This is a genomic window from Rubripirellula lacrimiformis (assembly GCF_007741535.1).
Classification (GTDB): Bacteria; Planctomycetota; Planctomycetia; order Pirellulales; family Pirellulaceae; genus Rubripirellula; species Rubripirellula lacrimiformis.
Genome location: NZ_CP036525.1, coordinates 3745483 through 3766657, shown reverse-complemented (window position 1 = coordinate 3766657; position 21175 = coordinate 3745483). Strand labels below are relative to the sequence as shown.

Annotated in this window: 20 protein-coding genes; 13 read left to right on the top strand and 7 right to left on the bottom strand. The window is 58.7% G+C overall.

Annotated features, from left to right (window positions below; translation table 11 throughout):
• The first annotated feature begins 360 nt into the window (after nucleotides 1-360).
• The 4 genes from K227x_RS13290 (at nucleotide 361) to K227x_RS13275 (ending at nucleotide 3849) form a co-directional block, all read left to right on the top strand.
• Nucleotides 361-774, top strand: a complete 414-nt coding sequence (locus K227x_RS13290; RefSeq protein WP_145170108.1) for a hypothetical protein — start codon at nucleotides 361-363, stop codon at nucleotides 772-774.
• 214 nt (nucleotides 775-988) lie between these two features.
• Nucleotides 989-1444 (top strand): YbjQ family protein, encoded by a 456-nt coding sequence (locus K227x_RS13285; protein WP_218933989.1) that lies wholly within the window; start codon nucleotides 989-991, stop codon nucleotides 1442-1444.
• A gap of 303 nt (nucleotides 1445-1747) precedes the next feature.
• Entirely contained in the window at nucleotides 1748-2158 is a 411-nt protein-coding gene (locus K227x_RS13280) for a globin (RefSeq protein WP_145170106.1), read from the top strand.
• A 311-nt stretch (nucleotides 2159-2469) separates the two neighbouring features.
• Nucleotides 2470-3849, top strand: a complete 1380-nt coding sequence (locus K227x_RS13275) for a hypothetical protein (RefSeq protein ID WP_145170104.1) — start codon at nucleotides 2470-2472, stop codon at nucleotides 3847-3849.
• Here the strand turns inward: K227x_RS13275 and K227x_RS30545 are convergent.
• On the bottom strand, nucleotides 3799-4017 hold the full coding sequence (locus K227x_RS30545; RefSeq protein WP_218933988.1) for a hypothetical protein: 219 nt from the start codon (nucleotides 4015-4017) through the stop codon (nucleotides 3799-3801). The genes K227x_RS13275 and K227x_RS30545 overlap by 51 nt on opposite strands.
• Before the next feature lie 61 nt (nucleotides 4018-4078).
• On the opposite strand from K227x_RS30545, the gene K227x_RS13270 reads away from it, so the two are divergent.
• The 3 genes from K227x_RS13270 (at nucleotide 4079) to K227x_RS13260 (ending at nucleotide 5846) form a co-directional block, all read left to right on the top strand.
• Nucleotides 4079-4972: an alpha/beta hydrolase gene (locus tag K227x_RS13270; RefSeq protein WP_218933987.1), complete on the top strand. Its 894-nt coding sequence runs from the start codon at nucleotides 4079-4081 to the stop codon at nucleotides 4970-4972.
• A gap of 243 nt (nucleotides 4973-5215) precedes the next feature.
• Nucleotides 5216-5569, top strand: a complete 354-nt coding sequence (locus K227x_RS13265; RefSeq protein WP_145170100.1) for a DUF2185 domain-containing protein — start codon at nucleotides 5216-5218, stop codon at nucleotides 5567-5569.
• Nucleotides 5562-5846 carry a hypothetical protein gene (locus K227x_RS13260; RefSeq protein WP_145170098.1) on the top strand — a complete coding sequence of 95 codons (285 nt, stop codon included), beginning with the start codon at nucleotides 5562-5564 and terminating at the stop codon, nucleotides 5844-5846. Before K227x_RS13265 ends, K227x_RS13260 begins: the two co-directional genes overlap by 8 nt.
• Before the next feature lie 201 nt (nucleotides 5847-6047).
• Here the strand turns inward: K227x_RS13260 and K227x_RS13255 are convergent, their stop codons facing one another.
• Nucleotides 6048-6872, bottom strand: coding sequence for a hypothetical protein (locus K227x_RS13255; protein WP_145170096.1), 825 nt, complete (start codon nucleotides 6870-6872; stop codon nucleotides 6048-6050).
• 353 nt (nucleotides 6873-7225) lie between these two features.
• Between K227x_RS13255 and K227x_RS13250 the strand changes: the two genes are divergently transcribed.
• Both K227x_RS13250 and K227x_RS13245 read left to right on the top strand, forming a co-directional pair.
• Nucleotides 7226-8503: a prolipoprotein diacylglyceryl transferase gene (locus K227x_RS13250; RefSeq protein WP_218933986.1), complete on the top strand. Its 1278-nt coding sequence runs from the start codon at nucleotides 7226-7228 to the stop codon at nucleotides 8501-8503.
• A 9-nt stretch (nucleotides 8504-8512) separates the two neighbouring features.
• Nucleotides 8513-9256: a methyltransferase domain-containing protein gene (locus K227x_RS13245; RefSeq protein WP_145170092.1), complete on the top strand. Its 744-nt coding sequence runs from the start codon at nucleotides 8513-8515 to the stop codon at nucleotides 9254-9256.
• A gap of 233 nt (nucleotides 9257-9489) precedes the next feature.
• Here the strand turns inward: K227x_RS13245 and K227x_RS31420 are convergent, their stop codons facing one another.
• Nucleotides 9490-9624, bottom strand: coding sequence for a hypothetical protein (locus tag K227x_RS31420; RefSeq protein WP_261343443.1), 135 nt, complete (start codon nucleotides 9622-9624; stop codon nucleotides 9490-9492).
• Nucleotides 9625-9766: 142 nt separating this feature from the next.
• Here K227x_RS31420 and K227x_RS13240 point away from each other — a divergent pair, with 142 nt between their 5' ends.
• Nucleotides 9767-10684, top strand: a complete 918-nt coding sequence (locus K227x_RS13240; protein WP_145170090.1) for a leucine-rich repeat domain-containing protein — start codon at nucleotides 9767-9769, stop codon at nucleotides 10682-10684.
• A gap of 110 nt (nucleotides 10685-10794) precedes the next feature.
• Here K227x_RS13240 and K227x_RS13235 read toward each other — a convergent pair whose 3' ends face one another.
• Nucleotides 10795-11139, bottom strand: coding sequence for a hypothetical protein (locus K227x_RS13235; RefSeq protein WP_145170087.1), 345 nt, complete (start codon nucleotides 11137-11139; stop codon nucleotides 10795-10797).
• 187 nt (nucleotides 11140-11326) lie between these two features.
• On the opposite strand from K227x_RS13235, the gene K227x_RS13230 reads away from it, so the two are divergent.
• Nucleotides 11327-12103 carry a PIG-L deacetylase family protein gene (locus K227x_RS13230; protein WP_145170085.1) on the top strand — a complete coding sequence of 259 codons (777 nt, stop codon included), beginning with the start codon at nucleotides 11327-11329 and terminating at the stop codon, nucleotides 12101-12103.
• A gap of 106 nt (nucleotides 12104-12209) precedes the next feature.
• Here the strand turns inward: K227x_RS13230 and K227x_RS13225 are convergent, their stop codons facing one another.
• Nucleotides 12210-13349 (bottom strand): M24 family metallopeptidase, encoded by a 1140-nt coding sequence (locus K227x_RS13225; RefSeq protein WP_145170083.1) that lies wholly within the window; start codon nucleotides 13347-13349, stop codon nucleotides 12210-12212.
• Nucleotides 13350-13643: 294 nt separating this feature from the next.
• Between K227x_RS13225 and K227x_RS13220 the strand changes: the two genes are divergently transcribed.
• Together K227x_RS13220 and K227x_RS13215 are read left to right on the top strand one after the other, a co-directional pair.
• Nucleotides 13644-14651 (top strand): DUF6807 family protein, encoded by a 1008-nt coding sequence (locus tag K227x_RS13220; protein WP_145170081.1) that lies wholly within the window; start codon nucleotides 13644-13646, stop codon nucleotides 14649-14651.
• Between the two features lie 1070 nt (nucleotides 14652-15721).
• Nucleotides 15722-16207: a hypothetical protein gene (locus K227x_RS13215; protein ID WP_218933985.1), complete on the top strand. Its 486-nt coding sequence runs from the start codon at nucleotides 15722-15724 to the stop codon at nucleotides 16205-16207.
• 172 nt (nucleotides 16208-16379) lie between these two features.
• Here K227x_RS13215 and K227x_RS13210 read toward each other — a convergent pair whose 3' ends face one another.
• On the bottom strand, nucleotides 16380-17495 hold the full coding sequence (locus K227x_RS13210; RefSeq protein ID WP_391540434.1) for a M28 family peptidase: 1116 nt from the start codon (nucleotides 17493-17495) through the stop codon (nucleotides 16380-16382).
• 169 nt (nucleotides 17496-17664) lie between these two features.
• The gene (locus tag K227x_RS13205) at nucleotides 17665-21096 is read right to left on the bottom strand and encodes a serine/threonine-protein kinase (RefSeq protein ID WP_145170077.1); all 3432 of its coding nucleotides are present in this window, start codon (nucleotides 21094-21096) and stop codon (nucleotides 17665-17667) included.
• Between the last annotated feature and the right edge of the window lie 79 nt (nucleotides 21097-21175).

The window sequence follows — 21175 nt, the reverse complement described above, 5'->3', positions numbered from 1 at the left end:
TCGCGTTGCGTTGCTACGGATTGGTTTGCGGTGCTTGGGGTACTTGAGTGCCGGATCGGCGTCGCTGCGCTTCTTGATCCGGCCTACTTTGCTGTTTGCGTGGTAGCGCAATTGCCCGTTGTGCCACGGCGGCGGGTATAGTGGGTGGGGTGACTGCAGAGACGGTGTCCGCCGACCGTCGATCGGACGCGGATCAGATGGCTGACAAGTTGATGCCTCGGAACCGGTGGGGGTTGAAAATCGCGTTTGAAGTTGCAAGTCAGATCCCCTGCTTGCGAATACATCATGCTCCGTTAACACGTTTCGTTGAACGCAAACCAACTGAAACTTCAACCGGCTGCAGCAACGAAGAAACCTAAAATGTCTGAGACACAGGTGACTCGAATTGAAGACGCGGCCACTCTTCTGGAGCACCTAGAGGCTTCGAGAGTCACGGTGCTGTGGAAGATCCCTCCTCAAGCAAAACGCACCATTCGACTTTCGCCTTCCCATCTTCAGCTTCTGGTGAATGACGTTCCCGTCGCCACTGGCATCATTGTCGACGCTTTTAAGCAATTCATCTGCGAATCCGTTGGCGAGATAGAAGTCACTGCCGACACAGTCTTGACCGCCAAAGGCATCCTTACGTTATCCACCCATCGTTTAGACCGCATGCTCGAGATCAATTACGACTATTCGGAATCACCCGCCATCGTTGGCTCATGCGAATGCGGCGTATCGTTCATCTCCACCTCGTTGCATGACTTCTTGGTCCTTCACGAGAACGATCGGTGACGAGTGTAGCCGCGTCCGACGCTGACAGGCGAGATACCTAAGGCCAGTGTTGCTGGTGGCGCGAGCGACGCTGGATTCGTTGCGGCGTTGCAGATGGAGTATCCTTTTTCAGTGACCGATAACCGACACGGTAGCCCGAGCGTCAGCAACCAGCGGATGGTTCTGACGGAAACGACGCCGATACCCCACGCACCAGTCATAAGCGACACCCGATATGCCTTGGACATGCCCATCCTGCGGTAACCAAACCGACCTTGGATACAACATCTGCTGGACATGCCAAAGCCCGCGTCCCGAATCCGATGCGGGCGCCGCGGTCACCACTGCAGGAATGATGATCACGACGACCCCGACGTTTCAAACACACGACATTTCAGAATATCTTGGTCCGGTCTTCGGAGAGACGATCTACGGTGCGAACGTGCTTCGAGATTTCTTTGCCGCGATCACGGATGTCGTCGGCGGACGCTCTGGTCAATACGAAGCGTTGTTGGTTCAGGGACGTAACACGGCAATGACAGAGATGGCCGAACGCGCTAATGCGTTGGGCGCAAACGCAGTCGTCGGAATGCGTTATGACTATTCGACGGTCGGCAATTCGATGCTGATGATTTGCTGCTGCGGCACGGCCGTCACCGCTGCGCCCAAGTCGGCCCAGAATCACGGCTAGCACGGTATCGCCCGGAAAGCGTGAACGCGTGAACCGCATTGTCGGGCGGATTTGGGACGCGGGACTTGGAACATGGATCGAGCGATGCCTGACCCGAGGACGGCGACCACGTTACAATCCGGACGCGATCGCGGCTGCTGCCCGCATGCTCTTATCGAGCAATCGATCAACAGGGTGCCGCGCCGCCATGGGCACCGTCGCACCGCGATCAGCCCACGCCACGGCAGCCATTGCTAAGATGACGGATCCCTATCCACACTTGCTTCCGCCGCCCTATTCCTCGCCGATGCTAGAACGCAGTTCATGATGGACGAACCGACCCCAAAAGAACTGTTCCTGAAAAGCACTGAGCGATGCTTAGCAAACGAGGCTTTCATTCCTGCGTTCTACGATCGGTTCATCAACACATCGGACGAAATCCGTCGCAAGTTCCGATTCACGGACTTCGAAAAACAGAACAAGATGCTGCGTCGATCGCTGGAACTGTGTGCAGGGGCGACGACGGGCGAGGCGGATTCGTTGGCGGAAATGAATATGCGAGCGAAGACGCACGATCGCGATCACCTGAATATCGCACCCCGGCTATACGACCTGTGGTTTGAATCCATCATCACAACGGCCAGCGAATTTGACGATCAGTGGGACGACAAGATCGAGGCGGCGTGGCGGAGAATCCTAGGACATGTCGTGCAACATATGATCCGGAAATACTGACCGCCCAAGACAGAGAGACAAGTGTAAATTCACGCAAAATACAGTCCAGTATCTGCACCGGAGTTTGCCGGACAACTCAACGGTTTTGGCCCAGCGGTTGAAGACGATCATCGATTTCTTCGCCGACGACGACCGCTGCTGCGGCGGCGGCTTCAAGCGAGGGCGCCACTGGAATTCTCTGCGGACATGCAACCCAGAGAGCGCAACAGAGGGCAACCTGGGCAATGCGGCAAGTTGCTTGTGCTACAATTTGGACCATCGACATCCGCCCCGTTTTACTCGCCAATTTTTCCTGAGACCGTACTGTCATCATGCAATCCTTGCTGTGTCGCTGCTTTTTCCCGGCCGTGTTGTTTGCTTTGGTAGCCGTTGTTGACTCATCGGCTCAAGCCCCCCCTTACGACGTGGTCCCCGAAGCCAAGCCGCCTTACTATCGTGTGCGTTACGAGGCATCGGAAGAACCGGGTGAACTGACAATTCCAGTGAACTACACCGTTTGGATACCTACAGGCGTAGATACACTTCGCGGAATCGTGGTTCATCAACATGGTTGCGGAGAAGGTTCGTGCAGTTCCGGGCTAACCGGTGCGTATGATCTGCACTGGCAAGCATTGGCCAAGAAGCATGACTGCGCGTTGTTGTCTCCCGCCTACGAACAACCGCAGAACGCGGATTGTCAGTTGTGGTGCGACCCACGCAATGGATCCGGCGATGCGTTTGATCGATCGCTGGTTGATCTCGGCAAACTCTCGGGCCATCCCGAACTTGCATCCGTACCGCTTGCGCTGTGGGGACACAGCGGAGGCGGGCACTGGTGCGGCGGGATGTTGATGACGCAACCCGAGCGTATCGCAGCAGCTTGGCTTCGTTCGGGCGTGCCGTTGATGGACGCGGATTCTGATCGACCAGGAATCCAACCGCATGCACTACCGAAGGCGGCCTTGAGCGTTCCGACGATGTGCAACCCCGGCACCAAAGAAGGCGTGACCGTGGCAGACGGTCGCTTCGCAAAGGTCTGGCCCGCGAACCAAGCATTCTTTGCGAAGGTCCGCGGTGGTGGAGGCCTTACCGGTATCGCAATTGATCCATTGACGGCTCACGAATGCGGCAACTCTCGATACATGGCGATTCCGTGGCTGGACAAATGCCTCGCCCTGCGATTGCCGCTGCGATCAGGACAGCCCCTGCGAGAAATTTCCCTTCAGTCCGCGTGGCTAGCCGAGCCAACGGGAACAACCGCAATGCCCGCCACGAAATACAAGGGTGATCCACTGCAAGCCGGATGGCTTCCCGATGAGAGTACCGCCCAATTGTGGATGCAATTCCGAAAGGACACCAATGTGGTCGATGCGACACCGCCTCCGGCACCATCATCTGTCGAACTGGATGGAAACCGTTTGCGTTGGCGTGCCGAAGCGGACGTTGAAAGTGGAGTTCAGAAATTCAAGATTCTTCGCGATGGCAAGTTCTTGGCGGAAGTTGCCGGTCGCGGCAAAAATCGCTACGGACGGCAACTGTTTCAGGACTTGCAGTACAGCGACACGCCCGCTCAGCCGCTCGCAAAGATGGAGTTCGTTGATGAGACCGCTACGGACGATGACGACCACGACTATTCCGTGGTCACCGTCAACACCGTGGGTTTAGAGTCCCAGCCCACCTCGGTAAACGCCACTATCCGCAGTGATCGATAGTCGCACGTCGTGCATGCCGCCGCCGACCAGCACCGCGACGACCAGCACCGCGACGACCAGCACCGCGACGACCAGCACCGCGACGATTCGGCACCGCGACGATCGGCCCACGATCAGGCATCCGTGGGCGGATCTGGACGGCGGAGACGCCATTGCACAGGAAGACATTCCTTCAAGTTTGTTTCGAAGACCTTCCAGAAGTTGGTTCGATTGGAGCGTTTCAATAGTCATGCTACCTCGTCGACGAAAACGCATCGTCCGGATCTTGGCGATCACATCTGCGATGGTGACTGCAGTTGGCCTTGCAGTGTCTTGGTATGTCGCAGGTGCGTTGGTAGCAGCGAACCACCGCGTGATTGGGGCACCGCCTGCGGATCTGCAAGCGAAACCCTTTACGATCCCCAGCGAATCGGGCGCCACGATCCATGGTTGGCACACCAGCATCGACGGTAGCCAGGGGGTGATCGTTTTGGTGCACGGGATTCGCGGTTCGCGACTGTCAATGATCCAACGTGCTCGCTGGCTCCATCAAAAGGGATACGCCACCGTGATGATCGATCTGCAGTCGCACGGCGAAAGCACAGGCGAGACGATCACGATCGGTCAGCTTGAAAAACACGACGTCCGCGCGGCGGTGACGTTCGCCCGTCTGCAGCACCCCGACCAACCGATCGGCATCATCGGCGTCTCACTGGGCGGTGCGGCAACCCTGCTGGGGTCGCCGATGGAAGTCGACGCGGTGGTGGTCGAATCGGTCTATCCGGACATTGACACCGCGATCCACAACCGCGTCGCGGCGGTGGTGGGCCCCCTGTCATGGCTTCCGTCGACCTTGTTGCTGATTCAATTGGAACCTCGACTAGGAATCCCACGTTGGAAACTTCGCCCGATCGACAAAGTCGCAGAGACAGGTTGCCCAACATTGGTCATGTCTGGATCGGATGACCGGCACACGACCGCTGCTGAAACGGTTGCGATCTTTGACAACGCACAGGAACCGAAAGAGCTTTGGTTGGTCGACGGGGCAGGTCACGTTGATCTTCACCAGGCGGATCCAGCAGAGTACGAATCCCGGGTCGGCCACTTCCTGGACCAATTCCTTCGAACCGACGGCACCGATTGAAGCGTCCAGAAAACGCGGCGGGACGATGATCGTGTGTCGATTTCGAACCGCTAGGCGCGCTCCCACCTGCCCCCCACGCCCAGACTCGCCTCGACGCGGTAGCATCCCAGCGCCCCGTTTTGCTTCGTTTCCAAGGAAGCTTGCCGGGGTCCTGAAAAACCATCATCATGAAGCAAGTTGGTGGCTGGGAAGCCCGCCATTCCGAATCCACTGAACCACTGAAATCGCGACACCGACGCTCTTATGGAAAAGAAATTCGCACTGACAGCCAAGCAAATCGTTCCACTGGTGGAGTCCATGGGCTATTGCTTTGCCACGGACCGGATCACGGTCGATGCCACGTCTGTGGGGTTCATGTACCGCGAGGAACCTGATGACCCCAACGACAGCGGATGGCGGTTCTTTTCCGGCGACGAAACGCAGGAGTACGTTGACGATCCAGAAAACACGATGATCTACAACGTCAACGACATTGCCAACTATGACCACGACATCATCCCATTGCTGGCGACACCGCCGCCGTGCGCGTTCGAACGCCAAGACGACGATTCCTTCGGCCCGATCGATCCCGACTTCTTAGGCGAAGACGATGACTGACCCGAACCCATATTCGCCCACCGACGCCGACCCGAGAGCGTTGCTAGAGCAACCGCGTTCTGAGTTTCGGCGACTGTTGCTGGGGGCGGCAATCGGTGCCGCGCTGCCGTTGTTGTTTGGCGGGTACGGACTGTATCAGTCGTGGGAGTACGCCGCATCGCTGCCACCCGGCTCCGCGGCATGCGGGAATGCCGGACTCGGGCCCTTGGTGATGATCGTCTTCGTGGCACCCTTCTTGGGCATGATCGGCGGCGGCATTGCATTGTTTCTGCCGTGACCAAACGACCGCCAAGTCGCAGTCCATTTCAGTAGAAAATATTCTGCGGCTTGAAAACTAGGGCGGCGTGATCCCAAACGGCACCTACCGGCCGCGATTTACAGCGACGGTTTCCGGGCCATGATTCGGTCGGTCATGCCGAATGCGTCGCAAGCCTGCACCGTTGGCGGACGGACACAGCGCGGCTATGGCTTGGAAATGCTATGCCTTGGGAACTTCGTCTAGCGACACTGTTTTGTACAGCGTCAGCATCCCGCGAACTTCCTGGATCGATTTCGCATCGTCTTCGGTCAACTCACCGATCAGCATCGTTGTCCGGTATTCATCGGTACGATCGCCACGCTGGATTGTCAGTGAGGTTTCCAAGGGGATTTCGCCTGCCGCGGTGATGCGATCACTAAGCGTCATGCGAGCGAAGGGGGGCAACCAGCTTTGCCGAACCAGGTTCATGCGTGCGGCCAGATCCGAGAATTGCCCGAATTCGGACGCCATTGTCGGGTGAGCAGGCTTTTGGGTCGACATGTGGTAGGTCGCGCCGGCGAAATGAATCGAGTAACCGATCATCCGATTGCTTTTTTGCACCGTCGCGGTCAGGCCTAATTGTTCTTGTTTGTCCGGTGTGTCGGCCGACGCCCGCGCCTGGGCGGTGATCTTCACCAGATCATCGATACTGATCGTCGACTGGACCTGACGCGGACGATCCATCAATGTCACATGCCCTTGGGCAGGGTCATAGACGGTCACGGTTGCGGAATCGATCTGGGGCAAGTCGTATATCAGGCCGTTGTCGAAAACGATGCGGTGCTCGGCGATGGGATCCGACTGGGCCCCCACAAAGGTCTTCACCGTCACCGTGAATCTTGAATCGGTGCCGGCGACTTTGCCGTGATGAGGTCGGCTGGGCGACGGCTGACTGACAAAAGTCTGACCGGGAACCTGCGCCACCACAGGGCAAACCGACGGACCGAACATGCCCAACGCCATTGGCAAGACACAGAACGCGATAAAATGAAGGCGTGAAGACATGGCAGTGAAGCTCCCGAAAGGACGGATGGGGGGCATGCTTGGGGCACCGATGGGCCAGTGTTCTACTGTCTGACAGCGATTCTGCCGGACGGTAATCTTGGGACCAACCCGGTTTGTGCCGGCATCGCGTTGATGCAAGGGAGCACCTCGGCTGGACGTTTCCGGCCGAAGCAGCGTAGAAAAGGAGTGCACCATCCGTCCAGATCAATGCAAAACTGACCGACGACGCGATGGCAACCGACGATCCCCGGCTATGGGCGGCCCCTGATGGTGCGGCCCAAAGAGGCGAATCGTCGACCAATTTTGTAAATTTTGAACCCGCCGATACGGCGTTTGTTAGACGGATAGATTGCATGCGCCGCACACTTTTGCTGATTCCTCATGAGATCGCTGGGCTACCAGTCTTTGGATTCGGCTGGCTCCTGATCCTGTTGGCGATCGGCCTGGTCGCTCGAATCGTGATCGGCAAGGTCCGGGGCCAATCCCCGGGCAAGATTTTGGCGACCGAGGGGCTACTGTGGGCAATCGCGGCAATCGCCGTGACGGTGGTGCTGCCGCGAGTCGAGCTGCACAACCTGGACGGCGACCCGGTCGGCATGGCGATTCGGGGCTACGGCGTGATGCTGTTGCTGGGAGTCGGGTCGGCCATTTGGTTGGCCGCCTATCGCGCCAGACGCTACGGAATCGATCCAGACATGATCTATTCGATCGCGCCCTGGGCATTCTTTGGCGGCATCTTTGGTGCCCGAGCCTTTTTTGTGGCCCAGTATCACCGACAATTCATTGGCGACACGTTTTTTGAAACCGTCGGCAACATGTTGAGGTTCACCGAGGGTGGGCTGGTCGTTTATGGGTCGTTCATCGGCGGGTCCCTGGCCGTCACGTACTTTTTGATTCGGCACAAATTGCCGGTATTGAAGTTTGGCGACGTGATCGTGCCGTGCATGTTCCTTGGGGTCTTCTTTGGCCGAATCGGCTGTGTGATGAACGGATGTTGCTATGGCGGTCGGTGCGAAGAAGGGCCGATGGCACTGCAGTTTCCCCCCGGCGCGAAGGTTTACCAGGACCAGTTGTTTGATGGCCAATTGTTGGGTTTTTCGTACGACGCCGAGACTCGCGAAATCACCAGTGTTCGCGAAGGATCGCTGGCCGACCAAGCCGGGATCCGCGTGGGCGGGCGATTGAACGAATTGAACGACGACCGCAGCGAATGGAAGTCCGCACCACGTGATATCCCGGCCGAAGACGTGCCGACGGGAGTGGTGGTCACCGTCGATGGACGTCGACATCGTTGGTCAGCCGACCAGTTGCCCAATCAGGCGCTGCCGGTCCAGGCAGCCCAAGTGATCAGCAGCATAAGTTCGCTTGTGTTATGTTTGGCGTTGTGCGGGTTGTCACGATTCGATTTCCGCACCGGCACCATTATGTTGCTGGGCTTCGCGTCCTATGCTGTGCTTCGATTCGTATTGGAATTGATACGCGTCGACGAAGCGGGTCAGTTCGGAACCAACTTGTCTATCTCTCAGTGGGTCAGCATTGTCGTGTTTTCACTTTCGCTCGGCGGCCTGGCGTGGCTGTACCGTTCATCGAAAACCGCAGCCCTACGTTCGGAAACCTCACCGAACCGCTAGGTCCTGATCATGCTATCGCGCGATCGACATCCCGATTGGATGAGCCATCTGGATTTACCGCTGGATCTGCAGCATCAGACCCTCAACGGATTTTCTCGGCTGAACCGTTACACCGGCGTCGCATCGGCGATGTACCGATATGTGCGTCGCGCAGCGATCGCGCGTGGCAAGAATCGCGGTGGGCGAAACGTACTGCGTGTTCTGGATATCGCCAGCGGTGCGGGTGAAGTGCCGATCGCGTGGTGCCGACGTGCGGCGATCGACGGAATCCCGTTGAAAGTGACCGCGACCGACATCTGCCCCGCAGCGATTGATCAGCAGCAGCGACGAGCTGAACAGGCGGGTGTCCCACTGAATTCGATCCAGCTTGATTGCTTGGCCAGCCCGCTGCCAGCCGGATTTGACCTGGTGACCTGTTCGATGTTCATGCACCGATTGGACAACCATCACGCGACAAGGCTGTTGCAGGCGATGCAAGCGGTCACCGACGAGGGCATTCTGATCTGTGACTGGGATCGGTCGCGGATCAATTTAGTCTTCGCTGCGGTAGCTTCGCATCTGATTTCACGATCGCGGATCGTCCATCATGACGCTGGGCAGGCAGTGCGCGCCGCTTTCACCGCGGACGAATTTAAACGTTTGTCCGAACACGCTCTAGCCAGACCGGTTCGCGTCCGGCGGGGATTGCCGTGCCGGTACATTATCGGGTTGGATGAAAAATCCGTCCCCGAAACGGCCGTCGCATTCGCGTAGCACCCGGATGCCAACCAGGGCCGCAAACGCCCAGAAACGCGGCGATTGGCCGCGGTCGGCCTGTTCCCGATCGGCGTCGCCAACGCCGCCAAAGCCGCATCGGCGAGGCCCCCAGATCCAGCGTCCGAAAAAACTTTGGGGGCGGAATGATTGAATCGCGGTTGACGCGAATTCCGAAGGCCTGTTAATCCAACCCATACTGCGGTGCACAGCTTGCTGGCTTGGGCTGCGGTCTAGACCTTCCACGATGAAGTTTCGGCGAGGTGAATGCTTTGCGGGAAATGTTCACCGGCCTCACTTGTGCGGTCGAAGCGGAGTAAGTTGGTTGCGACGGTTTCTGGGTCAATCGTCTCGACCAGCAGCTTCACGTTGAAACTTCACTGTTGCATCAGGGCGTTGCCAACGGCGGCGCCCTGATGCTTTTTATTTTGGTCTGCGATTTCTGGCGGGCCGAATCCAATCCCGAATTTTCCGACTGGTGCCCGAACCAGTGCCCACCGGAGAGATCAAGTGGCAACCGAATCGCCTTCCCCTGATGACGAACCCGACGCCCGCCCCAACAGCGGCGACGACACCGGCAGCGGCGACACCGGCGACGCAAGCGTAGACAAGGGCGACGCCGAAGTGGTGGATGCCGATGTCCAGCAGGCCGTCTTGGGGATCGCTTCGGAACGAACGGCTCGGATTCGACGCCGCCGTCAACTGATCCTGATCGCCATCCTGATCTGCTCCCTCGTTTATGCGGTGATTTGGTCGATCAAGCGTCTCAGTGGCCAATTGGGTGGATCGGATCTCAGCATCGCACCGCCGGTGTTGTTGGAAATGATGTGCAAGGAAATCAAAGCAGACCCCAGTGAAACGACCCTTCGCGTGACGGAGTTCGAAGTCGACGATGCGATGGCGGCGCATATTGGCGAACTGGATCATCTGGAAACGTTGATCCTGGACCAAGGTGCGGTCACCGACGCATCGATGGCGACCATTGCCTCGCTGCCCAACCTTCGCCAGCTGCGACTGCGGAAGTCACCCATCAGCGATGATGGCGTCAAAGAGCTGCAGAAGTGTCCAACGCTGATGTTTTTGAATCTGCCGCAGTCAACCTGTTCGACCGAAGCCATCAAGTCACTGAGCGTGCTGCCCCGATTGCGTCAGTTGCGGATCGGTTCGCCGAATCTCGGAAACGAATCCGCCCGACAGATCGCCAAGCTAGAAACGTTACGGACCGTCCACCTGATTGGCATACCGATCACGGACGAAGGTCTGAAAACGATCGCAGAGATGCCTCTGTTGGAATCGCTGTACCTGGACGATTCCGCGGTGACCGAAGCGGGTTGGCAATGGCTGTTCACCAATCATTCTCACCTGCACGTTCACATCAACCAGAACCACCACGACCGCGATCCACAGAAGCACACCCACCACGAATAGGTCCCGCAGTGCTGCTGGCCTGTACCGGGTCTCGTCAACGGCTTGCTGGTTCAGTCCAGTTTCGAAACTGACTGTTAGCCGTTCCGAGCTTCGGGCAGTTCATCCGCTGTTCACTCGCCGTCCATGATTGATTCGCGGATGCGATCGACCAGGGCTGATCTTCCCAACGCCGTCTGCTGTAGCCGGTCGACGTCGACACCCAAGTGCCGCCCGATCATGACAGCCAGATCCACATCTCGAATGCCATGAAATTGGTTGGTTGCCTGGCCTTGCTGAAAATCGGACTCGGATCGATAGATCGTATTGCGATCATGATCGAACCCAGATTCGAATGAATCGGCAAGCTGGTCGATCCAGACTTGCGGCACCCCTCGGTCCAAACAGTAGGCGACCGGCCAAAGAGTTTCTCCGGTACATTCGCTCAGCAGTGCCAGGGCTCGGTGTCGGGCAATCATGATCGGTCGCTGACTTCGGATATCGGTGGAAACGGAATGGGGAAACAGGAATGGAAATGCATTCGCTGCGATGAATCGCGATTGGGTTCCGCAGTGCGCGTCATGATGGCCTATGAAGACGGTGACCCTAGCCGGTAAAATTTCCGTTCATCGATCCGAACTACACCACGCCCGACGAGTCCCCGAGATGCCATCTGCCCTCGCCATCGCTGCACATCCCGACGATATCGAATTCCTGTTTGCTGGCACCATGCTGCATCTGGCGAAACGAGGATGGGACCTGCACTACATGAATTGCTGCGACGGTTCGCGTGGATCGACCACCATGAAGCTTGACGAGTGTGCGGAAGCACGTCTTGTCGAGTCCAAGAACGCTTGCGACGTCCTGGGCGCTAAATTCTACCCGCCAATTTACCGCGACATGGAAGCCGCTTACACCACCGAACATCTAGCCAAGGTGGCGGCGGTGGTTCGACAAGCCAAACCATCGATCGTTCTGACGCACAGCCCGATCGATTACATGGAAGACCACGAGGTCGCATGTCGGTTGGCCGTCAGCGCCGCGTTCGCCCACGGGATGCCAAACTTCGAAAGCGATCCGCCGACACCGGTCTACATGGATCCGGTGACGGTCTATCACGGCCAGCCCGTCCACAACCGAATCCCGACGGGCGAATGGGTGATCCCACATCTGTTTGTGGACGTCACGACGGTGATGGAGCAGAAGATCGAATCGCTAGCCTGTCACGTCAGCCAGAAACAATGGCTGGATGAAAGCCAGGGGATGGATAGTTATCTGGAGACTGGTCGTCAAGTTGGTCGCGAAGTCGGCAAAATGAGCGGTCGATTCGAGTACGCCGAAGGTTGGCGTCGCCGCGAACACTGGGGTTTCTGTGACGCCGACGACGATCCATTGACCGAAGCGCTGGCCGACATCATCGTCGACACCCGATCCGATTCTTAGTCGATCCGATTTCTAGTCGAACCGGCGCTAGGGTTGACCCACGCTCGAGTTGATCGGCATCCGGGCTGACAAGCTTTGCCGCCGACGGCTCCGATGCCCCAGGACATCAGTCCCAGGTCAGCGAATCGGGCAGCGAGTTCAGGTTCCTAGCTTCGCCGCCGGTGACCAGCAGCATATCTTCGATTCGTACGCCGCCGCAATTTCGCCCGTACAGACCGGGTTCGATCGTGAACACTTCGCCTTCGAGGATCTCGCCACCGCCGTGGTCCAACAGAATCGGTTCATGCAGATCCAAACCGATACCGTGGCCGGTACCGTGTTGGATACTCGGACCATCGGTCAACGCACCGCGTGACAGAGGATAGCCGTGCCGAATCAGGACGGCTTCGGACGCTTGATGGACCGCGTCGGCGGTATTGCCCACTCGCAGGGCTTCCGTCGATGCAGCCTTTGCCTCAACGACCGCCGCATGCATCGCCTTGACTTCATCCGAGATGGTTCCGTGCACCACAGTCCGAGTGCAATCGCCCCAGTAGCGGGTGGGTTCATGACGGGGGAACAGATCAACGATGATCGGGATGCCGGTTTTCAGTGGGCCTGAACCGCTGTGGTGGCAATCGGCGACCTGCGGTGCGGTGGCGATGATCGCGCCATGCGACATCGTGCAGTCGCGTTTCAGGAATTCGATCGCAACCATCGAACGCACACGTTGGCTGGTCAACGCTTCGCCTTCGTGCATCAGCACACCATCGTCACCGGCAACACTGCGAGCGATCAGCGTGCACATCCACTTCATCACTTCTTCGGTCAGCGACTGGGCGGTTGCCAGGGCCTCAATTTCGGACCGCGTCTTGGTCCGTCGGTCGATGACGCCCAGTTCCTCGTCGTATCCGACTTCGATCTCGGCTTGCTGAAGATGCCAGGCAAAGATGTAGGGGAGCGATCGATCCGCGGTGACTTTTTCGACACGCGCCGAACGAAGGATTTGGACAGCCGCTTCTGCGGTCGCCGTTTCTCGGTCAGCACTCAGCCCTAGCGGCGGTGCATGTTCGGGCGGGCAAGTGACGTCGTCGACGTGGCCAGCCGAACGCACTCGATCCATTTCCAGGTCACGGACCAACCCGATCCGGCGGGAATCGAGTTCAATCCAGGCCGCAGGGTCGCCAAGCGGCACCCCCAAACGTTTCATCAGTGATGCATTTTTCTCGGGAAATCCGGCGAGGATTTTAGCAGATTGGATTTTCATAGAAACGAATGAGCGAGAATCAAAAGAGGAGAACGGGGTAGACGACGGCGTCCTGCCGACCAACAGAGCTTTCTGGGGCGGAACGCTGTTTTCGCAACCCGCGGCGACACGGAAAGCGGGCAACCTACCGGCCCAAGTTATACACCATTCTTCGCATCGGCTGACGCCGGGATGGTAGTCTTTCGCGTCCGGTCGGCTCGACCACCACGGGGCCTGCCCCCCCTCGGGCAATGAACCGGTCCGCTAAAATCTGATCCGACATCGTTTGACCGTAACGCCAACAAGAGAACTGCCATGTTTTCGAGATCACCCGGAATATTGTCGCTGTGGCTAGCGCTGGCTACTTCTGGAATCTGGCCCGCGTTGGCCGCCGCGCAGTCGCCGGCAACCGGTTCGCCCCCGAGCACAAACCAGACTGCCGCCACAGAATCCGAGGTCGCAGGACCAGCAACCGCCACGTCACCCACATCGCTGTCGCTGCGCACGGACGGTCGCGACGTGGTGACCTACAACGCCGCCTTTCTAGCGTCGCCCAATCCAAAGACGCCTTGGTTCGGCCGCAGCGGTTTCATCGATCCCGTTCGAACTCCATCAGGCATAGCGGTCACCGACGGTTTTCCAAGCGACCATCTGCACCAGCATGGGATCATGTTCGCATGGACCAGTTCCAGCATTTCTGGTCGAAAGATCGACTTCTGGAATAGTGCTAAGATCGAAGGTCTTGTGCAGCACGCCGGGATCGATTCCGCGTCGGATGACGAGATCGTGGTCCGGTTGCAGCACATCGATCAGGGCACCCAGCCGCCCAGCGTCGCGATCGAAGAAACCTGGAAGATCACTCGCGTCGAACATCCGACGATGACCGTCTTTGACCTCCAATCGACACAGGTCTGCGTGCTGCCGCACCCGGTCGACATCTTGGAATATCACTACGGTGCTCTTTGCGTTCGCGGCAACGACCAATGGCGAGGCGAGAACCGTGTGATGCAAACCGATTCGCATCCGGACGCCATCACCGCAAACCACACTCGACCGACTTGGGCATCGATGTCCGGAAGAGTCGAGGGGAAATTAGCGGGTATTGTTGCGATCAGCCATCCCGACAATTTCCGCTCTCCTCAACCGGTCCGGATGCATCCATCGGAACCATACTTTTGTTTCGCGCCGATGGTGTTGGGTGAATTTCAGCTGAAGCCACAGGAACCCTATGTTTCCCGATGTCGCTTCGCCGCCTATGACGGCGACCTGGACGTCAACGCGGTCGAAAAGCTATGCGATTTTTCGAGCGACGCATCGTTCTAAGTTGTGTAGCCGCGCGTTTCACCGCACAAACGCGTTGGCCAATGCCCAAACGGTGAAACGAAAAAAACGCACCCCCAATCGTTTAACCGCGTGCCCAACGGGCCGCGCGTCTCACCACACTAACGCGTTGGGCGATGCCCAAACGGCTAAACGAAAGAACGCACCCCCAATCGTTTAACCGCATCAACGCGTTGGGCGATGCCCGAACGGCTAAACGACCCCACCGCGGATCGGCCAGCGCGAGCGCAAATCGCGACGCACCCCAATCGTTTAACCGCGTGCCCAACGGGCCGCGCGTCTAACCGCATCAACGCGTTGGGCGATGCCCGAACGGCTAAACGACCCCACCGCGGATCGGCCAGCGCGAGCGCAAATCGCGACGCACCCCAATCGTTTAACCGCGTGCCCAACGGGCCGCGCGTCTAACCGCATCAACGCGTTGGGCGATGCCCAAACGGCTAAACGACCCCACCGCGGATCGGCCAGCGCGAGCGCAAATCGCGACGCACCCCAATCGTTTAACCGCGTGCCCAACGGGCCGCGCGTCTAGCCGCACAAACGCGTTGGGCGATGCCCGAACGGCTAAACGACCCCACCGCGAATCGATTAGCGCGAGCGCAAATCGCGACGCACCCCCAATCGTTTAACCGCGTGCCCAACGGGCCGCGCGTCTAACCGCACAAACGCGTTGGCCAATGCCCGAACGGCTAAACGACCCCACCGCGGATCGGCCAGCGCGAGCGCAAATCGCGACGCACCCCAATCGTTTAACCGCGTGCCCAACGGGCCGCGCGTCTAACCGCACAAACGCGTTGGCCAATGCCCAAACGGCTAAACGACCTCACCGCGGATCGACTAGCGCGAGCGTAAATCGCGACGCCCCCGATCGTTTGGGCATCGCCCGGCGTCGATTGTCGACTTGGGACGGGATTGGTATCGAAGACGAAACACCGGCAGTTCGCTAGGATTGGGGGGCCGAGCAAATGAGTTTCCGTTCTGATCGGCGCAGCTCGCCTTTCGGGCGGGCCATCCACCACCATTCCATTCGATCGTCAGAGTACTGAAAAACGATGTTGAACGTGAAGTGTCCGAAGTGTTCGACCGCGTTGAAGTTGGCCGCGGCTCCCCCGAGCGGTCGGGTCAAGTGTCCTCAATGCGCGACGGTGATCGCCGTGAAAGGTGCTCCCGCAGGAAAAACCCCAGCGCAAGGGCGGCCGGCTGCGGCGGCGAAGGTGGTCGACCCGAATGACGAGAACTTCGATTTTGGCCGCATCAGTTTCCCGACAGCCAGCACGACGGCGGCCGTCAGCCAATTCCCATCGAGCGGAGCCCAGTCGGTCTATACCGGCCCGATTCCTGGTGACCCGTTAGAAATGGAAAATGGGGCCGCGGGTGGCGCCGATGCGGCCGCCGGCGGGAAGGGATCAGCAGGCGGATCACGCAAAAAGAAACCGGGGCTAAGCAAAAAATCCAAAATCCGGATTGCGATTGGATTGGGACTGTTGATCGTGTGTTCGGCGATCGCCGGCGTCGTTTGGATGACCAGGTTGTCCTAACCTAGGGCGGCGATTCATCACCGCGGGTCACGCGGTTTCATTCCTCCGACGGGCCGGTGGAATCAGGGCCGGTGGATTCTCGGGCCAGTTGAATCGCGGTCCGGCTTGATGCCGATCCGAACGGTGACGGGTTCGGTCGTTGTCGCTTGCTCCGCGCGGCGGCCAGGCTGGACTACTGCTGAATCAGCCATTGGTGGACGACCCAGGTGACCGCGGCCAGCGAATCGCCGCTGCAGTTCGCAGGGATATCTTGTTCGGTGTGCCAATAGGACGGTGCGCCGATGCCCGGACGAGGGTAATCGAAATCGATCAGATCGATGGTCGGGATTCCCGCGATCTGGTTCAGCGGCAAGTGATCGTCCTGGATCTCATGACGGCTGCGGGGCACGAACGCGTCCACGCCAAGCTGGTCAGCGACCCGCCAAACGCTTTTGGCAACGTCGCGCGCATAGCGGAGGCTATTGGCTTCGTAGAAGATTTTCAGCTCACGATCGCCGACCATGTCCAACAGGATCCCGGATTGGTAGGGGACGGATGGCGGAGCCGCTTTGTATTTTTGCGCGAAAAACGTCGAGCCCAGAAAGTAGTCGTCCCGACCTTGCTGGAAGACAAACTCCTCGCCATCAAACAGCACGATGTCGACACCGATGTCGGCCGGAAGCCGATCGAATTGATGGGACAGTTCCATCAACGCGGCTGTCCCGCTGGCACCATCGTTGGCACCGATGAACACACCGCGGCGATTGCGGCGATCTTGATCGGGAAACGGGCGAGTGTCGTAGTGAGCGCAGAACAGGAAGCGTTTGGGTCGATCGATCCCCCAGGATGCGATCACGTTGGCCATGGTGACATCCGAACCAGTTTCCGGATGCCGAATGTCGAACGTCTGCATCGACACCGTCGCACCACGATCGGCAAAGAAGCTCTGCAGATAGTCCTGCTGGGACTTCATCGCCTCCGACCCGGAGGGACGCGGGCCAAAGTCACAGAGTTTCTGCAGATACCCCATCGCCCGATCAGGATCGTACTGCGCGGGGATCGGCACCGAGGCTGCGGATTCGGGTGCGTCGGATTGGTTGCCGGAATCCAGCATGGGCCAGACGATCAATAGGATTCCGCTGCAAACGAAAACCGATGCAATCAAGTATCGCAGCAACGATCTGGGTCGCCGCGGCGCCGGGTCCGGCGCTACAGGCTCGGGCGGCGGCGAGGTTTGCGGTGATTGATGAGACCACGCAGCGGTATGCTTGCCGGATGATTCAGCGTCGGCTTTATGCAATTTCATCATCCCTGGATTCACTGACGTCGGAAGGCTTAAGGCGGGCGGTCACTGGCTGCCGTCCATTGTCGCCGATTTCAACAAGGTCGCTACCCCGGACAAGGTTTCTCTTAGCCAAGCTTTCCACCAGGCGAGGTTTCCCGCGAGCCAACGGGAACGCGGCCCCCGGGACTTTCCATCAGCCCCCCTCGCCGACCATCGAAGGCTTGGCCGGCCCGTCTTTGAACGACACGCTTGCCGGTGACAGTGTCTGTGCCCCGCCGACCTTCTGGATCGCTTCCCAGGTCAGATCGTCGACGGAGATCTGCGTGTTTCCGGTTGCCAGAATAACATGGTCGCTTTGGCCGGTGAATTTGGACCTTGTCAGCCGGACATTGACCGCGGCGGGCGAAGTCAATGACGCAGCGTCGACGCCTTTGGCATAGATGCCATAGACGCCACCGTCGACCGAGAAACCTACGATGTTCGCATTGGCCGCGTCTTCGATCACCAGCCCGACACCGCTGCACTTGATCACGTCGACATCCAGGATCGAAATGTCGGCCGTCGTGTCGATCCGACTGACCTGGAACGCGTACCGGCAATCTTCGATTCGGACGTTCTTGAATTCGCCTCTGCCCGCCAAGACCTGAACCGCGGTGTCCCCCGAGCGGATTAGATTGACTTCAGCCAAGCGAACAACGGACTGAGAGGCTGTCATTTGAATCGCTTGATCGCGACTACCAACGATGGTGGTGTCGACTGCGGTGACCGAACCGGCTCCCACACCAATGGCGGTGGTTGTCCCGCGGATGGTGCAATTTTCAGACATTCGAATTTGGCAGTTGCCATCAGCCAGCACTCCGATCACTCCGACATCGATGGTGATGCCAAACAGATCGACGACCGGCCCATCGGACTGCTTTGGTCCCGCCCCCACAGTGGACTTCGGAGCCTCGTTCTTGGCCTTCGATTGGTCGGTCCCAGCGTCCGCGCCCGTCGGTTTTGCCTCCGCGACGCTGAGAGCGGTATGGACCCCGATTTCGCAGTTCGAAATTTCGCATTCGCGAGCCACTAGTTTGCCACCGCCGGTCGCAGAGATCGCCGATCGGGTATTCCCTGAAAACGAGCTGCGGACCAGTTGCACGTCGCGTGTATTTTGAGCCACGTGGACGCCGCTTTTTCCGTAAAACTTGCAATCAGAGATGGTCCCGGTACCGCCGACCAACTGGACTCCCGACGAATCGAACACACACCCGGTGACCTGAACCACGCCGTGATCCTTGGTCGAAATGGAAAATTCGTTGGCGTCGACGAAGTGACAATCGCGGGCGCCGAAGTTGGCATCGCGATGAACTTTCACGCAGTTCTGGCTGCTAGTTTCCAAATCACAGTCCGCGATTAGAAGCGTGCCCCCCAAGACGTCGACCGCATTGAACTTCGAATCACGATTGCGTCCTTTGCCGTCGATGAAAATGTTTTCGATGGAAACTTTGCCGGTGGGACAATCGATGGTGATCGGTGCGGCATCATCATTTTCGATCTCACATTCCAGATCGGCATCCGGCGAAGACCGAAGCACGCCACGGATGGTGCAAGACTTGGTGATGCGGATGGATTCGGGATACAGACCTGGCATCAATTCAATGATGGCCCCTGGTCCACCGGTGGCGATGGCGTCAGCGATCGTCAGGTGAGACCCATTGCCGCTGGCGTCCACCAGATACGGTTTTTGTGCTGACCCATCCGCATCGTAGGCCGGCTTGGTTGGCGACGGTGTCGGTGATGTCTTCGAGCCCGATTCAGGATCGACCGGCGCGGTGCCCAGCGAAGCGTCCGCAGCCAACGATGGGGCCGGTGCGGCATGGTCGGCATCCGATCCTGGAACGATGGCGGGTCCCATCGATACCGGCCCGACGCTCGAATCTAGCAACGAACCCGATTGGGCCGCTGCACCGTTTGCCGATGCGACAACATTGTCACCGCCACCGACAATCGACTGACCGGCGCCGGAATCCGCTGGGGCGTCCGAGTTCGCCACACCCCCGTCATCCTTTGGCGTCGCCGTGATTCGTTGATAGCCGATCGACAAGGCTGTCGCAGCGACGACCAACGCAGCAACCTTCGCCGCAGAAAACCACCACGATGTGGGACTGGATTGTTGCGATCGGTGGGACAGGTGGCCGTCGCCCGCGATCGATCCGCTGCCAAGCGAACTAGCGGCAACCGATCCGGTCGCCGCCGATCCAGTGGCGGCCGAAGCACCGACGGTATCGGCTTGGGACGAATTCTGTTGTGTGGTCGGCGTGCGGCTATGCAGCAGGCTTGATCCGAATCGGCCACTGGCGGTGCCGAAATGAATCGTGCTGTCGCCAAACCGCGGCTCCATTGATTCGCCGCGGATATTGTGGTCGCTAAGACCAGAGGCCAGCAGGATATCCAAACTGATCGCAAATTCACGGACGGTTGCGTATCGATCCGATGGCTTCTTGGCACAGCATCGTTCGAAGATCGCATTCATTTCTTCGGTCAGGTGACCGGGAGCCCGTTGCTGCAGCGGACGCGGATCCAGTTGGCAGATCTGTTCGGTCAAAACCGTCCGGGACTTACCGGCGAACGGCAGCTTGCCGGTCAACAGTTCGTAATAGATCACGCCCAACGCCCACAGATCCGAGCGTGGATCCAGGAAATCGATTCGGCCGTTGATCTGTTCCGGCGACATGTAGGGCAGGGTACCGGCCAGTTCGCGTCGTCCCGAGTTCTGTTCCGACTCGGAAATCGCGAGCCCAAAGTCTGCGATCCAGGCCCGACCACTCTGTTCCATCAGAATATTGTCGGGTTTCAAGTCACGGTGCAGGATGTCTTGCAGGTGCGCCGGTTCAAGCCCCAACGCGATGTCGCGCATCAGCCCCGTGGCCCGCGCCGGTGACAATGGCCCCTGCCGAACGATGTCTCGCAGCGTCGATCCTTCGATGTATTTCTGGACGATATAGAACACGCCGGCCTGGGTGGTCCCGATGTGATAGACCGGGACAATGCCGTCGCTTTCGATCTGCGCCACCTTGGACGCTTCGATTCGCAATTTTTCCTGAATCTTTTTGTCCGCGACCAAAGAGACTTTGATGGCCACATTCCGCTGCAGTTCTTCGTCGAACCCCAGATAGACAACGCCGAATGCACCGCGCCCCAGTTCGGCTTTGATCAGGAACTTCCCCACGTGCGATGGCAGGTCCGACGCCCCCGATGCCCCATCACGATTGGCTCGATTGGTGGGCGGCAGATCGGGCAGTTTGGCCCCCGCCGCGAACCCCTTGGGATGATCGATCGTCGCTTCGAATCCCAACGAGTCGTTGCTATCCCCCACGTCTTGGGTGGCGATCAGACTTTGCGTCAGGTCTTCAATCGATCCAAAATAGGTCGGTTCGTCCTTCGAAAAACGAAGGCAAAGAGCGGTTCGATAGTCCGGCCGCTGGTGAGCCGGGACCGTCTTCAGGGCCGCATTCAGGAAGTCCGGTTCGCCCGAATTCTGTAGATCGATGGCCAATTGATGCAGTGCGTCCAAACGCTGGCTATCGACAGACGAGGGCAATTCGTCGTCGGAAGGCAGATCGGTGGAAGCATTGCCAGTCATCGTCGCTCGGCAGGTGATCGTGGGGCCACCGTTTTACTCTACTTTCTGGCCGAGGCGAATGCTTCATCGATCGGATCCA